The 16,584-nt window shown below is 42.2% G+C and carries 13 protein-coding genes; all 13 read right to left on the reverse strand.

From position 1 onward, the window contains the following. Nucleotides 1-16 precede the first annotated feature (16 nt). Nucleotides 17-2,650, reverse strand: coding sequence for an alanine--tRNA ligase (gene alaS, locus LD028_RS15895; protein WP_237812330.1), 2,634 nt, complete (start codon nt 2,648-2,650; stop codon nt 17-19). A gap of 309 nt (nt 2,651-2,959) precedes the next feature. Next, nucleotides 2,960-4,018: an AI-2E family transporter gene (locus LD028_RS15900; RefSeq protein WP_237812331.1), complete on the reverse strand. Its 1,059-nt coding sequence runs from the start codon at nt 4,016-4,018 to the stop codon at nt 2,960-2,962. 87 nt (nt 4,019-4,105) lie between these two features. Further along, complete coding sequence (locus tag LD028_RS15905) at nt 4,106-4,246, reverse strand: YrzQ family protein (RefSeq protein ID WP_006320530.1); 141 nt, start codon at nt 4,244-4,246, stop codon at nt 4,106-4,108. A gap of 10 nt (nt 4,247-4,256) precedes the next feature. Next, complete coding sequence (locus LD028_RS15910; protein WP_021093919.1) at nt 4,257-4,448, reverse strand: hypothetical protein; 192 nt, start codon at nt 4,446-4,448, stop codon at nt 4,257-4,259. A gap of 100 nt (nt 4,449-4,548) precedes the next feature. After that, the gene (gene recD2 / locus LD028_RS15915; RefSeq protein WP_237812332.1) at nt 4,549-6,903 is read right to left on the reverse strand and encodes an SF1B family DNA helicase RecD2; all 2,355 of its coding nucleotides are present in this window, start codon (nt 6,901-6,903) and stop codon (nt 4,549-4,551) included. An 11-nt stretch (nt 6,904-6,914) separates the two neighbouring features. After that, on the reverse strand, nt 6,915-7,571 hold the full coding sequence (locus tag LD028_RS15920; protein ID WP_237812333.1) for a tetratricopeptide repeat protein: 657 nt from the start codon (nt 7,569-7,571) through the stop codon (nt 6,915-6,917). Nucleotides 7,572-7,633: 62 nt separating this feature from the next. After that, nucleotides 7,634-8,734 (reverse strand): tRNA 2-thiouridine(34) synthase MnmA, encoded by a 1,101-nt coding sequence (mnmA, locus tag LD028_RS15925; RefSeq protein ID WP_342754133.1) that lies wholly within the window; start codon nt 8,732-8,734, stop codon nt 7,634-7,636. An 11-nt stretch (nt 8,735-8,745) separates the two neighbouring features. Next, complete coding sequence (locus LD028_RS15930; protein ID WP_237812335.1) at nt 8,746-9,891, reverse strand: cysteine desulfurase family protein; 1,146 nt, start codon at nt 9,889-9,891, stop codon at nt 8,746-8,748. Between the two features lie 15 nt (nt 9,892-9,906). Continuing rightward, nucleotides 9,907-10,323 (reverse strand): cysteine metabolism transcriptional regulator CymR, encoded by a 417-nt coding sequence (cymR, locus tag LD028_RS15935; protein ID WP_129000624.1) that lies wholly within the window; start codon nt 10,321-10,323, stop codon nt 9,907-9,909. A 73-nt stretch (nt 10,324-10,396) separates the two neighbouring features. Further along, the gene (locus LD028_RS15940; protein WP_077429367.1) at nt 10,397-11,677 is read right to left on the reverse strand and encodes a replication-associated recombination protein A; all 1,281 of its coding nucleotides are present in this window, start codon (nt 11,675-11,677) and stop codon (nt 10,397-10,399) included. Nucleotides 11,678-11,689: 12 nt separating this feature from the next. Continuing rightward, complete coding sequence (locus LD028_RS15945; protein WP_077429368.1) at nt 11,690-12,499, reverse strand: TetR/AcrR family transcriptional regulator; 810 nt, start codon at nt 12,497-12,499, stop codon at nt 11,690-11,692. A gap of 79 nt (nt 12,500-12,578) precedes the next feature. Continuing rightward, on the reverse strand, nt 12,579-15,638 hold the full coding sequence (locus LD028_RS15950; RefSeq protein ID WP_237812336.1) for an efflux RND transporter permease subunit: 3,060 nt from the start codon (nt 15,636-15,638) through the stop codon (nt 12,579-12,581). 143 nt (nt 15,639-15,781) lie between these two features. Further along, nucleotides 15,782-16,546: a tRNA threonylcarbamoyladenosine dehydratase gene (locus tag LD028_RS15955; RefSeq protein ID WP_237812337.1), complete on the reverse strand. Its 765-nt coding sequence runs from the start codon at nt 16,544-16,546 to the stop codon at nt 15,782-15,784. Nucleotides 16,547-16,584: the final 38 nt, after the last annotated feature.

Here is a 16,584-nt window from a genome sequence, read left to right on the forward strand (position 1 = left end):
CGATTTCCACCGTTTATTAAACAGATTTTACCCACTGTTCGACAAATTTAAGTGCTTCATCTACTTTATTCGCATCTTTTCCGCCCGCTTGTGCCATATCCGCTCGGCCACCGCCGCCGCCGCCACAACGCGTCGCCACTTCTTTAATGAGTTTTCCAGCGTGATAACCGCGGTCGATTAAGTCGTTTGTGACACCAGCAATTAAGTTTACTTTATTTTGTTGTACAGAAGCAAGCACAATGATCGCTGAACCTAATTTTTGTTTTAAATCGTCGACCATTGCACGTAAGCTGTTCATATCGGCGTTGTTCACTTTACTTGTGACAAGTGGAACACCGTTTACTTCTTTTACTTGGTTCACTAAGTTTTCTGCTTCCATATGGCTTAAACGGGCAGCAAGCGATTCATTTTCACGTTGCAATTCGCGCATATCGTTCATGAGTGTATCGATGCGCGTTAACACATCTTTCGGATTCGTTTTTAATTTTTCCGCTACTTCTTTTAATAATGCAATTTGATCATTCATTAAACGATACGCAGCTTTTCCTGTAACTGCTTCAATCCGACGTGTACCTGCCCCAATGCCCGATTCAGAAACAATTTTAAACAAACCGATTTCGGCTGTATTTGTTACGTGACAACCACCGCAAAGCTCTAAGCTATAGTCGCCTACTTGCACGACGCGCACGATGTCACCATATTTTTCACCAAATAGTGCCATCGCTCCCATCGCTTTTGCTTCATCGAGCGGTTTATACTCAATCGCAACAGGGAGATTGCGCCAAATTTGTTCGTTGACGATCGCTTCAATTTGCTCGAGCTCTTCTTGCTTCACTTGACCGAAATGCGTAAAGTCAAAACGTAAACGATCAGGTGCAACAAGCGAACCGGCTTGGTTCACATGCACTCCAAGCACATCTTTTAACGCTTGATGCAACAAATGCGTCGCTGTATGGTTTTTCACAATATCGACGCGCGCTGCTTCATCGACATGTGCGATATATGTGCCGTTTGTTTGAATAACCCCTTGTTCGACGACGATGTGATGTAAATGTTGACCGTTCGGTGCTTTTTGGACATCTTTTACATACGCTTTTCCTGTTTCCCCTTTAATCCAACCGCGGTCAGCAATTTGTCCACCGCTTTCTGCATAAAACGGCGTTTCACGTAAAATCACTTGCGCTTCTTGTCCTTCGCTTACCTCGTTGACAAGTTGTCCGTCTTTTACGATTACTTCGACAACAGAAGAAACAGAAAGCTGGTCATAGCCGACAAACGTGCTTTCTACTTTAATGTCGCCTAATACGCCGCCTTGGACTTGCATCGAATCAACATCTTGACGTGCAGCACGTGCTCGTTCGCGCTGGCGCTCCATTTCACGTTCAAAACCGTCGTGGTCGACTTTCATTCCTTCTTCTTCCGCATACTCTTCCGTTAATTCCACAGGGAAGCCGTATGTGTCGTACAAGCGGAATACATCTTCACCACTAATTGTATCGCTACCACGTTGTTTTTCTTTTTCGATGACGCTTGCTAAAATTGCAAGTCCTTCATTTAACGTTTCATGGAAGCGCTCTTCTTCATTTTTAATTACTTTTTGAATGAACGATGCTTTTTCTTTCACTTCCGGATAATAGTCGACCATAATTTCACCGACAACCGGAACGAGCTCATACATAAATGGACGTTGAATGTTTAATTGTTTCGCATAGCGAACGGCACGGCGCAATAAACGACGCAACACATAACCGCGTCCTTCGTTCGATGGCAGCGCCCCGTCGCCAATCGCAAACGTGACCGTACGAATATGGTCGGCAATGACTTTAAATGCCACGTCTTTTTCGGCATCCGTGCGATATGTTTCCCCTGAAATTTGTTCAGTTGCACGAATGATTGGCATAAATAAATCAGTATCAAAGTTTGTCGGAACGTCTTGTAAAATCGAGCACATCCGCTCTAATCCCATGCCCGTATCAATGTTTTTCTTCGGAAGCGGTGTATATGTACCGTCAGGGTTATGGTTAAATTGCGAAAAGACGAGGTTCCATACTTCTAAATAACGTTCGTTTTCTCCACCCGGATATAATTCTGGATCGTTCGGGTCGTTGCCAAATTGTTCCCCGCGGTCGTAGAAAATTTCTGTGTTCGGACCGCTCGGACCTTCCCCGATATCCCAGAAGTTCCCTTCCAATCGAATAATGCGTTCTTCTGGCAATCCAATTTCGTTATGCCAAATGTCAAACGCTTCTTCATCTTCTGGATGAATTGTCACAGAAAGACGGTTCGGATCAAAACCGATCCATTTTTCGCTCGTTAAAAACTCCCATGCCCAATGAATCGCTTCTCGTTTAAAATAGTCGCCGATCGAGAAGTTTCCGAGCATTTCAAAAAACGTATGATGGCGCGCCGTTTTTCCGACGTTTTCAATGTCGTTTGTACGAATTGATTTTTGCGCATTACAAATGCGCGGATTGTCTGGAATGACGCGGCCATCAAAATATTTTTTTAACGTTGCGACACCGCTATTGATCCATAACAATGACGGATCGTCAATCGGAATAAGCGATGCGCTCGGCTCAACAGCGTGACCTTTTTCTTTAAAAAAGTCTAAAAACATTTGACGAACTTGAGCAGATGTTAGCTTCTTCACGTTTCCTTCCTCCCTTATAAAAATATAAAAACTCCCATCCCTGCTCAGGGACGAGAGCTTGCTCGCGGTACCACCCTGTTTATGGACAAAACGTCCATCACCTCAACCGCCGTAACGTGGCTTCGTCGGCAGGGTTTGCCTGCACTCAGGATTAGCGTTCTGTTACTCTTCATCTGGAATTTCTTTCAGCCACGGAAATTCCTCTCTGTGCGCCGAAAGCGCTTTAAGATGGGCTGTAACATACTCGATCCGTCATCGTTTTTGTATGTATTACTCTTGTGAAAATTATAGACAAGCCCCTTTTTTTTGTCAATTTGTTTTCAACGAGCGAATGTGTACAAATGTCGCCTTAGCAATCGCAACGATCGGAACAGCAACAATTAAACCGATGATGCCACCGATTTCTCCACCAACAAATAGGGAAAACATAATAATAAGCGGATGTAAATGTAAGCTTTTCCCTACAATAAGCGGGGATAAAATGTTTCCTTCAATAAACTGCAATAAAAAGACGATTCCAACAGTAAGAAGCAATTTGTTTACTGATACGGTTGCAGCAATAATCGCCGCTGGAATGGCTCCAATAATTGGTCCGAAATACGGGATGACATTTGTAACCCCGACGATCACGCCAAGCAAGAGGGGATATTTCATATCAATAAGCCAAAACGAAAGCGCAGCAGCCGTTCCGATCAAAAAACAGACGAACAATTGTCCACGAATATATCCACCGAGCGTTTGATCAACGTCGCGTAAAAATTGCATACCTTTATGGCGCCATTTTTTCGGAGTCCATTCCCATGCTGCTTTTTTAATAAGCTCCACATCTTTTAACATGTAAAAGGCAATGAAAGGAATAATAAAAAAGATGATGATTCGATTAATGAGTTGTTTCACTCCAATAATCGCACCTGTAACCGCCTCGCTAATAAATGACTCCGCTTCTGTCATCATCGCCTCAATGCGTTGATGGACATCATAAGGCCATGTGGCCGTTTCTTCATGAATATAATTCGTCCATTGTTCATACGTACGAACAAATATCGGTAAGCTTTTATTTAAATCTTCTAGCTGAGCAATAAACAACGGTGCCCCTTCGTAAACAGCAAAACCGATTCCGCCAAAAAATAATGCATAAATGGCAAGAATGGCAAGCGCTCTCGGCATACCTCGCTTATGAACGTATTCAACAACAGGATGCAATAAGTATGTAATGAATGCGGCGATAAGAAAAGGGGTCATAATTTTAATAAATACATGTAAAAACGGCAGCCATACCGACTTAAGCTTTACAATAAAATATAAGCAAACTAAAATGAATAGCAACTTCGTTAAACGAACGAAAAAATGCAGATGTGAATGTTCCAAGACCATCCCTCCTTGTTATAGTGTTAGAATACAAAGGGAATGTTATACAAACAAACGGCAACCTCAAATGAGATTGCCGTTTTTTCGTTACATAAATGGGCGCAACATTTGTTTGCCGACTTTTCGTACGTTGCGCATGTTCATGCCGCCGTTTCGTTGCGCTAATTGGTATGCTGCTACTCCTGCACCGATCGCAATTAAAGAAGCGATTGTTCGATTCATCGTCATTCTCCTTTCATTACGAAAACAAAGTTCGTTCCTGTTCGCTAAACAAATCGTCGAGCGAGCTAAGCGTTCCGTCTTCTTCAACTTGATGCGTATAAATCATTCCTTTTTGGACGGTTAGCTCAATAAAGCAATTCCAGCAATAATACTGATTAACGCCGATTTTCCCTAAATCTTTACTTTGACAATTCGGACACTTTAACATAAAGGACACACTCCTCTTTATTTTTTCTTCTATCTTTGTCATTTTTTTACGTAAACATACGTCACGGAAAGAAGGAGCGTGCCAATATGTGTGTCCGTCATTATGTTACGTCATTTTCCATAAAGTCATACGGGGTAACACCTTCCATTCCGATGTTTGCATCTTCCATCGGAAGCAGCTGTTGCTCGGGCGAAATAGTATTTGTTAATTTTTCGTACAATGTCGTTTGTCTCGTTCCGTCATCTGTTCGCATGACCCCAAGCTGGAACGCTTCTTCTTCACCGCACAAAATTAAATATTGTTTACTGCGCGTAATGGCTGTGTACAATAAATTGCGCCTTAACATGCGATAATAACTTTTTACAACAGGCAAAATGACGATCGGAAATTCGCTTCCTTGCGATTTATGAATCGAACAACAGTAGGCGTGCGTAATTTGATTCAATTCTTGTTTTGGGTATGTCACTTCGTTTCCATCAAACGAAACGACAACGAGATCTTGTTTTTCTACGTTTTCGTTGGCATAGAAAATCGCAACGATCTCACCGATATCGCCATTAAACACATTTTCATCCGGCTGATTGACTAGCTGCAACACTTTATCGCCTACGCGATAAACAACATCACCAAACGTAAGCTCTCGCTTATGATCATGTTTTGGATTAAATAGCTGTTGCAACGTTTCGTTTAATCGATCAATTCCTGCATGACCGCGATACATCGGTGCGAGCACTTGAACGTCTTTTGCGCGATATCCTTTTTGTTTTGCGTTTTCAGCTACTTTTTTTACGACGTCAACGACTTGTCCGCCCGTGCAACGAATAAATGAACGGTCTTTTTGTGGAAACGTCAAATCATGAGGAATGTTTCCATCTTTAATCGCATGGGCAAGGGAAATGATCGACGAACCTTCTGCCTGGCGATAAATGTCTGTCAAGCGAACGGTCGGAATGACGTTTGCGCGAAGCAAGTCTTTTAGCACTTGTCCTGGTCCGACGGACGGTAATTGGTCTTCATCACCAACGAAAATGACTTGCATGGATGATGGAACAGACTTTAATAACTGATTCGCTAGCCACGTATCGACCATGGACATTTCGTCGACAATTAACAACTTTCCGTTAATCGGTTCGTCTTCCCCACGTTGAAACCCGTCACCACTCCAGCCGAGCAAACGATGAATCGTCATCGCCGGCAAGCCTGTCGATTCCGTCATGCGCTTCGCTGCACGTCCGGTTGGAGCAGCAAGTAAAATCGGAAACGGCTCGTCCGTATCATAGCTCGTCGGATCAAGCGATAGCCCATGCAATTTAGCGAACAAATGAACGATACCATTAATGACCGTCGTTTTTCCTGTCCCTGGTCCGCCTGTTAAAATGAACAACGGGGAACAAAGAGCCTGTTGAATCGCCTCTTTTTGTTTTTGCGAATATTGAATGTTTGCTTCTTCTTCCCATTCACCAAGCGCTAGTAAAAATTCGGCTTCAGAAAACGTAGTCATGCCCTTTTGCTCAAGCAGCCGCTTCACGTTTGACACGATACCTTTTTCCGCAAAATATAACGAAGGGATGTAAAAACGATCTTCTTCCACAATTAACTTCCCTTCTTCAGATAAATGGATCATTTCGCGGGAAATGCAAGCAACTTCAACGGCTTCTTGCCGTTTCGCCTCTAACAATTGTTTCACTTCTGTAAGGAGCTGTTCATACGTCATATACACATGTCCTTCTTGCATACAATGTTGCTCCATGACGTATAAACAACCTGCCCGAATGCGATCCGGATGATTGCCCGAAATACCGAGCTGCAAGCCGAGATCATCAGCGCGGCCAAATCCAATTCCTTCAACGTCTTCGACAAGTTGATATGGATTTGTGCGAATGATTTGTAACGTTTCATCTTTGTACACTTGATAAATTTTCATCGATAATTGAGGTCCAAACCCAAATTGCGATAAAGCAATCATAATTTGTTCTAATCCTTCATGTTCGCGCAACGTCTCATACAGCTGCTTTGCTTTTGCTTTTGTTAGCTTCGGTACGTTCGCAAGCACATCGGGATCTTCTAATATTTTTGAAATCGCTCGCTCACCTAACGTTTCTACGATGGCGGCTGCTGTTTTTTTCCCGATTCCTTTAAACATGCCGCCCGATAAATATTGAATCACTCCTTCTTTCGTTTCAGGAAACTCTTTTCGAAAATGATCAACAACATATTGTTTTCCAAAGCGCGGATGTTCTTTGAATGTGCCGAAAAACGTATATGTATCATACTCACCGAGCAAAGGGAAATAGCCTGTCACAACAACGTCTTTTTCTATATGCGCTTCATTTGTTTCTTCCACGCGTACACGAATAACTGAATATAAATTGTCTTCGTTATGAAAAATGGTACCGACATGGACGCCTTTAATAAACGATCGTCCGTCTAAGTCTAACTGTTGTTGCAACGCCATCTCCCCCTTTGTTATTGCAATGCGCGTTCCATTAGCTTTTTCCCATGACCTGCTAACAAATGATCCGGTTGAATAGCCAGCGCCTTTTCAAACATCTCATATGCCGTTTTCAGATCGTCTTTGTATGCATATGCGACACCTAAATTGTAATACGCATCTGCATGTTGGTCGTTTAAATGAATCGTCCGTTCAAAATATGTCATCGCTTCATCGACAAACTGTAGTTGTGCGAGACAAAGTCCGAGCTGAAACGTTGCTTCGACATCGCGCTCGTTTAATTCTACCGCCCGCTGAAAATATGGTAGCGCTAAACGTGGTTGCTCTAAGTACATAAGCGACATGCCAAGCATAAAAAACACATCTCCATCTGCTAATCCGACTTGAATCGCCCGTTCAAATTGTTCTTTCGCTCGTTCAAATTGTTGGCGATTGTAATAAATGGATCCGAGTCCGTAATAAGCGGTCGCTGCTTTTTCATCAAGTTCAAGTGCTTTATGGAAAAAGCGAATCGCTTTTTCTTCTTCACCGACGGCTGCTAATACGTTTCCAAAATTAATGTAACCAACAGGATCGTTCGGTTGTCGTTCAATCGCTTCATGAAAACATTTAACCGCTTCTTCATATTGTCCTTGCTGCATATATTGAATGCCTTGTGCGTTGTAATCCATTACTATCACCTCATATGCATATTATAACAAAAAAGCCTTCAACTCGTCTGTTGAGTTGAAGGTTAGCCAACGTATGTCAATCTTTCACCGTTGCGAAATACTTGATCGATCGTTCCGCCACCGAGACATTGTTCACCGTTGTAGAAAACGACCGCTTGCCCCGGTGTTACTGCACGCACGCGTTGGCTAAATGATACGCGTGCCGTCGTTTCATCAATCATTTCTACTGTCACCGGTACATCTGGTTGACGATAACGGAATTTCGCTGTACAAGCAATCGGTTCATTCGGTTTTCGATCGCTGACCCAATTGACGTTCGTTGCAATAATTGCATCAGAATAAAGCAATTCGTTATCAAACCCTTGTGCAACGTATAAAATGTTGTCTTTTAAATTTTTCCCAACAACGAACCAAGGCTCTCCGCTACCACCAATACCAAGTCCGTGGCGTTGTCCGATCGTATAGTACATTAAGCCATCGTGCGTACCTTTTACTTCTCCATCGAGCGTTTGCATCTTGCCCGGCTGTGCAGGTAAATAATTGCTTAAAAACTGTTTAAAATTGCGTTCACCGATGAAACAAATGCCTGTGCTATCTTTTTTTCCTGCTGTCGCAAGTCCGGCTTCTTTCGCAATTTCACGCACTTTGGCCTTTTGTAATTCGCCGATTGGAAACAATACTTTTGATAATTGTGCTTGCCCGAGCTGATTTAAAAAATACGTTTGATCTTTGTTTGCATCTAATCCGCGCAACAATTGATATTCCCCATCGCGATAGGCAACGCGAGCATAATGTCCTGTCGCTAAATAGTCCGCTCCAAGCGCCATCGCATGTTCTAAAAATGCTTTAAACTTAATTTCTTTATTGCACATCACATCTGGATTTGGCGTGCGCCCTGCTTTATATTCGTCTAAAAAGTACGTAAATACTTTTTCCCAATATTGCTTTTCGAAGTTGACCGCATAATACGGAATACCAATTTGGTTGCACACACGCACAACATCTTCGTAATCTTCCGTTGCGGTACATACCCCGTTTTCATCGGTGTCGTCCCAGTTTTTCATAAAAATGCCGATGACATCGTACCCTTGTTGTTTTAGCAATAATGCGGCTACTGATGAGTCAACTCCACCGGACATGCCTACGACTACTCTCGCCATCATTTTACCTCCTTTCACGCTTTTGTTAGCCGTTTCACAATTTTTGCAATATCATATGCTGCTCGTTCGACTTGTTCTAATGTATTTCCATATCCAAAGCTAAAACGAACAGAAGAACGAATGCGCTCTGATTCATTTCCGTACATCGCCACTAACACATGTGACGGATCAATTGAGCCAGCTGTACACGCTGAGCCGCTTGAGGCGGCAATGCCTGCTAAATCTAAATTGACAAGCAATGCTTCTACATTTGTTCCGAAAAACGCAACGTTTAATACATGTGGCAAACGATTTGTTTCATGACCGTTCACCGCGTAATGAATGCCTTCTCGTTCAAATGTCGTCAACATGATACGTTGAAACTGTTCATATAACGCTCGTTTTTCAGACATCGTTTGTTGTGCGAGTTCAGCTGCTTTTTTCAATCCGACAATACCGGGTACGTTTTCTGTCCCTGCACGTCGTTTTCTTTCTTGTTCTCCGCCGTATATGTGTGGCGTCAGACGAACCCCTTCACGTACGTATAAAAAGCCGACTCCTTTTGGTCCGTTAATTTTATGGCTTGATACGGAAAGTAAATCGATGCCGAGTTCGTGCACATCGATCGGAACGAGACCATACGCTTGTACTGCATCTGTATGAAAATACACATCGTGGTCATGAAGCAATTGACCAATATCATGAATTGGTTGCAACACACCTGTTTCGTTGTTGCCAAACATGATAGAGACAAGAACCGTATCGTCGCGCAAAGCGCTTTTTAGCTGTTCAATAGAAATGATGCCATGCTCATCCACAGGTAAGTATGTCACATCAAATCCTTGTTTCTGTAAATATTTGCACGTGTTTAATACAGCATGATGTTCGACAGACGTTGTAATGATGTGTCGCCCTCTCTCGCGATTCGCCATTGCCACACCAATGATCGCTAAATTATCCGCCTCTGTTCCACCGCTTGTAAAAATGATTTCGTTCGCTTTTGCCCCGATCGTTCTAGCAATGGTCTCCCTCGCTTCATCAAGGGCACGTCGTGTTTCACGACCGAATGAATGAATGCTTGATGGGTTGCCAAAATATGTTGTCATGTACGGTATCATTGCCTCCACAACTTGCGGGTGAACAGGAGACGTCGCTGCGTGGTCTAAATAAATGCGCTCCAAATACATTCTCCTTTCCTAGATATAAAACATATATGCATCACCGTGGTCGTCGGTATGACTTGCTAAGTCTTCAAGCGTCGTGCTATCTAACACTTCTTTTACCGCATCGCGAACGCGCATCCATAATTCACGTTTCGCTGGTTCTTCATCTTCTAGTTCTTCAACGACTTGAAGCGGTCCTTCCAACACACGAATAACATCGCCCGCAGTAATTTTTGATGGTTCATCTGCTAAAATGTAACCGCCATACGCTCCGCGAACGCTTTTCACTAAACCAGCGTTTCGCAATGGGGAAATGAGTTGTTCTAAATAATGCTCCGACAAATTATTCATTTGAGCGATCGATTTTAATGAAATCGGTCCCTCTCCATATCGTTTCGCCAACTCAATCATAATCGTTAAACCGTATCGACCTTTTGTAGATATTTTCAAACGAATCATCCCCTCATTCACTGTCAAAAGAAACACAAGCCATTATAACATAAAAATACGAAACAGAGGAACGTTACTGCTTTTTTCGTTCATTGAGCCGCTCATAAACGGAAGCGAATTGCTTTTCTTCGCCGTTTTGTTTCGGTTGATAATATTGCACTCCGATTAAATCATCAGGTAAGTATTGTTGTGCCACCCAACCGTATGGATAATCGTGTGGATATTTATACCCTATTCCGCGTCCAAGATGTTTCGCCCCCGCATAGTGAGCATCTTGCAAATGAAGCGGAATCGATTGTCCTTTTCCGTTTCGCACATCTATAAGCGCTTGATCGATCGCTTTATATGCACTATTTGATTTCGGTGATAAACACATGTCAATCGTCACGACTGAAAGCGGAATGCGTGCTTCTGGCATACCGAGACGCTCTGCGGCTTCGATCGCGCTCATCACCTTCACACCGATTAGTGGATTGGCTAATCCAATATCTTCATAAGCAATGACTGCAAGGCGACGGCAAACAGCGGTAAGATCGCCACCTTCAAGAAGCCTTGCTAAATAGTGAAGCGAAGCATCTACGTCACTGCCACGAATACTTTTTTGAAAAGCGGAAAGTAAAGAATAATACGTATCTCCTTGTTTATCATACGTTAGCGACTTGTTTTCTACACAAGACAAAACAGCTTGCACATCCACAACAGCATATTGATCCCTTTGTTTCGTTGCATATACGACTTCTTCTAAAATCGTCAATGCCGCTCGAGCATCTCCGTTCGCCCCTTCAGCAATGATCGAAAGCGCCTCATCGCTAATGTCAATATGCCAATCGCCTAATCCTCGTTCACGATCGGCTAAAGCGCGGTGCAATAATGCGAGCGTCTTCTCTTTCGTTAATGGCTGCAACTGTTTTATTTGTCCTAAGCGACTGCGAACAGCCGGATTAATCGAATGAAATGGATTTTCTGTCGTCGCACCAATGAGGGTAATCAAACCGCTTTCGACATGTGGTAATAAATAATCTTGTTGCGCTTTTGTGAAACGATGAATTTCATCAATAAATAAAATAACGTTGCCTTCAAAGCGAGCATCCGCCACTATTTCTTCCATTTCTTTTTTTCCTGCCGTCGTCGCATTGAGCATATAAAACGGACGTTGTACCGTTCCAGCGATCGCATAAGCAAGCGATGTTTTCCCGACGCCAGGCGGTCCGTAAAGCAATAACGATGGCACATAACCATTTTTAATCATTCGATATAGCGCTGTATGTGAACCGATCACATCGTCTTGTCCGATGACTTCATCAATCGTACGCGGGCGCATACGATAAGCAAGCGGCTCTTGAGCAAACAACATCGTTTTCTCACCTCACAATGCTAACGCTGCACGTAAGGCAGGAACAAATTGGCGCATATGACTTTGTTGTAAATATAAAAGAAATGCATCAACAATCGCTTTTCTCGGGTCATCCTGTTGTATTTCTGTTTTTAACTGTTTGAGTAGCTCCACAATATGATGATCGCCTGCTTCTTCAATCATCTCCTCAATAAGCGCAAGGGCACGTGTTTTTTCTGCTTGGGCATCGTGGCTTAGCAATGGCATGTCGTGCTGTAAACTATCGACAAGCGCATCAAGCCGCTCGATTAAAAAAGGGGCTAATCGTTGAAAAGGAAACGACTTTTGTTCAAACAGAGCAAAAAATAAATATTCTTTTAACATGCCATTTAACATGATGGCACAATCAAGCACATACGGACGAATACGTTCCCCGTATACATCGATAAGTGATTGAACGTACCAGTCAAATAAATGGGAACGAATGCGCAAAACAAGCGCGTGGACGTCTTCACTAACTTTTTGTGCATGATCGCCCATATGCATTTGTACAATTTCTTTATGCTGTTCAAACGCTTCAATTTGCAAAGAAAGCTGTTTTAAAAATTTTTCGCGCGCCGTTAATGAACGGTCTGACGCAATGCGAGCGAATTGCTGAAACAACTGATCGTAATGATATTGAAAAATCGATAAAACAATTTCCTCTTTTGATTTAAAGTAGTTGTATAATGATCCTTTAGCTAACTGACTATGTTCAGCAATTTCTTGCATCGTTGTCGCATGATATCCTTTTTCAGCAAATAGTTTCATTGCGACTTCAATAATTTGTTCTTTTCTGCTCATGAGGCCCCATCCTTACTGTTCGTTTCTCGTTTTATTATAACACAACAGGCTGACCGAATTTCAGCCAGCCTGTCTCCAATTATGCTTGTCGTTCTTTTTTCGCTTGTCGGAAGAAAAATAGTTCGTATACAACAGGAACGAGAATTAACGTCAATAACGTTGATGACGTCAATCCACCGATGACCGTAATCGCTAACCCTTTAGAAATGAGCGTTCCCGATGACTTCGTCAACGCAAGCGGAATGAGTGCGGCCACCGTCGCAAATGCTGTCATTAAAATCGGACGTAACCGCGTTTTCCCTGCTTCAATAAGCGCTTGACGAATCGTCATTCCTTTTTGCTCACGATTTTGCCCGATTCGGTCAACGAGAACGATCGCATTCGTTGTCACAATTCCAATGAGCATTAATAAACCGATCATGACGCTGACGGACATCGGTTCATTCGCAATGAATAAGCCGAGCAACGAACCGATTGGAACGAACACAAGCGATGATAAAATAATAAACGGAATACGCGCTTTTCCAAACGTAATGAGCATCGTAATATACACAAGCCCAATCGCTACAACCATCGCTAAACCGAGCTGTTGGAACGTTTCTACCGTTTCATCGCTTCCGCCGCCACCTTCGAGTGAAACATCTTTTGGTAAATCAATTTCTTTTTTTACACCATTGATGACATCTTGTGTAACTTTTTGAATGTTGTCACCAACGACTTGAGCAGACACACGTGCAAACACTTTTCCATCAAGTTTTTGAATGGATGTAAATGTATCAACTTCTTGCACGTCTGCCAATTGTTTTACTGGCACTGGTCCGAACTTTGTGAAAATAAGTGTGTTTTCTAACTCTTCGATCGATGCCATTTGTTTGTCATATGACAATTGTACTGTCCGTTCTTCATCGTCTAACGTCAACGTGCCGACTTGAACCGGACGAGTTTGATCGGCGATTGTACCGAGAATTTGAAAGCCTGATACACCGTATTCCATTGCTTTGTTCGTGTCGATGTTAACGACTACTTGTTTTTGTTTATCTGTAAAATTATTTGTGACATATTTCAAATCGTCGCGCGTTTTTAAGTACGCTTCTACATCTTTCGCCGCTTGTTGTAATGCATTTAAGTCGGTCGAGTACAAGTCAATATTTACGTTATTGTTTGACGGCGGTCCACCAGATTGCAATTCTTGAACGCCGACTTTTGCACCTTTTACTTCCTCATTAGCGATTGTTTCCATTTCTTTTTCCAACTTTTTAATGAACGTGCTCACGTTCGTGTCTTCTTTCAACGTAATAAAATAGTTCGCTTGGTTTTTCCGCTTTAATCCGCTACGGAAATCACGGCTACCAATTCCTGCAGTAACTTCTTCAATCTCCTTCATCGAAGCAAACATATTTTCGATTTTCAATGATACATCGTTCGTCTTTTCTAATGACGTAGACGATGGAAGTTCGACTGCAGCAATTAATGATTTTTGTTCTTCGTTCGGAATAAATGTAAAGCCTAACTTCGGTACGATAGCGAATGAGCCACCGAGCAATAAAACAGACAAAAACAACACAATTTTTTTATGATCGAGCGCCCATTCAATCGCTTTACCGTAAGCTCGTTGCAACGCACCTTCTTTTTCTTCTGGCGGCACTTTTTTAAACGAAAACTTCGCTAAAATTGGAACGATCGTAATGGCCACAACGAGCGACATTAAAAGCGAAAACACAATCGTTAACGCAAATGGTAAGAAAAACTCGCCTGTCACGCCACCAACGAGACCGAGCGGTAAAAAGACAACGACGGTCGTGATAGTAGACGATGTAATTGCCTTTAAAATTTCTTTCGTCGAGTCTTCGACAAGTTCATCTGTCATCCCGGTTTTTGACTTACGCACGCGACGGAAAATGTTTTCGATGACAACGATGCTGTCGTCAACTACTCGCCCGACCGCAACGGCCATTCCACCTAACGTCATAATGTTTAAAGAAATATCCATCCGCTGTAAGAAAATAGATGCAACTAATAACGAAAGTGGAATGGAAACAATGGCAATGATTGTGGCACGCACGTTTCGTAAAAAGACGAGCACTGCAATGGATGCAAACAATGCTCCGAGCAATCCTTCTCGCACGAGCGTTTCGACAGACTTTTTAATTCCTTCAGCAGAATCAAATCCTATTGCATAGTCTATTTTGTCTTTATATTTGTCAAGTACGTTTATCACTTTGTCCGCTACTTCAACCGTGTTCGCATCTTGCTTTTTCGTAATTGCCATCGATAAAGATGGTTGTAAGTTGTAGCGCGTAATTTCTCCTTGGTCTGTCACTGCTTCAATCGTCGCTACATCTTTCAACGTAATTTTTGTGGGAGCTTGCTGTCCACTTGCTGGTGCTCCCGGTGATGCGTTCATCAATGGAGAAGATAACGGTAAATCTTCAAGTTGTTTAATCGTTTCAATTTTTTGTTGTACGCGAATCGGAATTTGTACCGTTTCTGTTTGAACGTTTCCGGCAGGGAACGCTAAAAATTTTTCATTAATTTGTTCTTTAATTTGCGTTAAGCTTAATCCGTATTGCAACGCTTTTTGTTTATCAACTGTAATTTGAACAATGTCTTCTTCCATCCCACCGACAGAAATGGAGTTAATGCCATTAATTTTTTTCAACTCTGGAATAATTGTATCATCCAACAGCTGTTGTACGTTCGTATCCCCTTTTGCAAATAAAGAAATATTATAAATCGGGAACGTACCAAACGAGAAACGATTCACTTTCGTCTGCACGTTTTCTGGCAAATTCGCTTCTTTCATGAGCGATTCAACCTGTCGCTCAACTTCATCCATGTCCGTGTTGAACGGAAACTCTAAGTTAATAATAGAAATACTTTCAAACGATGTGCTCTGGAGCTTCTTTACCCCTTCCACTCCTTTGAACTTTTCTTCTAACTTTGTCGTCACTTGCTCATTCATATCTTCTGGTGAAGCGCCTGGATAAATGACTTCTACAGATAGTTGTGGAAACTCGATATTTGGTAACAAGTCAACTTTTAAAGAAGAAAATGAGTATAGTCCGCCTAATATGAGTAGAAATGAAATGATAAATACGGCGACTGCATTCTTTAAACTAAACCTCGTTAAAAAGTTCATCTCGCTCTTCCTTTCTTTCTTGAAATATGACCAATTGGTCGTTTTTTTACGACCATACAGTCACAATTTCACTATAATTCAATTTCCTCTCCTTTGCAACTAATAATGTGCTGTAAAAAAACGCAAAGGAGTTCCCTTTGCGCTCATTGTTGATCGACACGTTGGATCGGAATATCTTTTAATAATTGTTGTACGACATGTGCAGCCATGATGAGGCCAGCAACCGATGGAACAAACGCATTCGATGAAGGTGGCATTTTTGCCTTACGAATGGTTGCCTCATCATTTCCTACTTCTTTTCGCACGTCTTCGCGAATGACAATTGGACTTTCATCCGAGAAAACAACGGTGATGCCTTTTTTAATTCCTTCTTTCCGCAATCTCGTGCGAATAACTTTTGCAATCGGATCCGTATGCGTTTTTGAAATATCAGCAATGCGAAAACGGGTCGGATCCATTTTATTTGCCGCTCCCATGCTCGAAATGATCGGAATGTTTCGTTCTAAACATTGTTTCATCAAATGAATTTTATACGAAATTGTATCCGATGCGTCAATGACGTAGTCGATGTTATACGAAAAAATTTGCTCATATGTTTCTTCTGTATAAAACATTTTTAATGCAATCACTTCGCATGCTGGATTAATGTCTGCGATGCGCTCTTTCATCACTTCTACTTTCGGACGCCCAACCGTCGATAACAGCGCATGAATTTGACGATTGACGTTTGTAATGTCAATATCATCTTTATCGATTAAAATAAGACGCCCCACACCTGAGCGAGCAAGTGCCTCGACGGCGAACGAACCGACGCCACCGATACCGAGAATCGCAACGGTACTTTCACTTAGTCGTTTTAATCCTTCTTTTCCGATCGCAAGTTCGTTACGAGAAAATTGATGTAACATGTTTTGCCTCCCATATGTAAGTATTTCAATCGGATATA

The sequence above is a fragment of the Anoxybacillus sp. LAT27 genome, assembly GCF_022030075.1.
GTDB classification, from domain to species: domain Bacteria; phylum Bacillota; class Bacilli; order Bacillales; family Anoxybacillaceae; genus Anoxybacillus; species Anoxybacillus kestanbolensis.

What these genes read in the sequence shown, in the direction of transcription:
- LD028_RS15945 (WP_077429368.1), bottom strand. Translation starts at nt 12,499, where the DNA reads ATGAGCAGAAAAGAACAAATTATTGAAGTCGCAATGAAACTATTTGCT.
- LD028_RS15950 (WP_237812336.1), bottom strand. Translation starts at nt 15,638, where the DNA reads ATGAACTTTTTAACGAGGTTTAGTTTAAAGAATGCAGTCGCCGTATTT.
- LD028_RS15910 (WP_021093919.1), bottom strand. Translation starts at nt 4,448, where the DNA reads ATGTTAAAGTGTCCGAATTGTCAAAGTAAAGATTTAGGGAAAATCGGC.
- mnmA (WP_342754133.1), bottom strand. Translation starts at nt 8,734, where the DNA reads ATGATGGCGAGAGTAGTCGTAGGCATGTCCGGTGGAGTTGACTCATCA.
- LD028_RS15920 (WP_237812333.1), bottom strand. Translation starts at nt 7,571, where the DNA reads ATGGATTACAACGCACAAGGCATTCAATATATGCAGCAAGGACAATAT.
- LD028_RS15905 (WP_006320530.1), bottom strand. Translation starts at nt 4,246, where the DNA reads ATGACGATGAATCGAACAATCGCTTCTTTAATTGCGATCGGTGCAGGA.
- recD2 (WP_237812332.1), bottom strand. Translation starts at nt 6,903, where the DNA reads ATGGCGTTGCAACAACAGTTAGACTTAGACGGACGATCGTTTATTAAA.
- LD028_RS15940 (WP_077429367.1), bottom strand. Translation starts at nt 11,677, where the DNA reads ATGTTGTTTGCTCAAGAGCCGCTTGCTTATCGTATGCGCCCGCGTACG.
- LD028_RS15955 (WP_237812337.1), bottom strand. Translation starts at nt 16,546, where the DNA reads ATGTTACATCAATTTTCTCGTAACGAACTTGCGATCGGAAAAGAAGGA.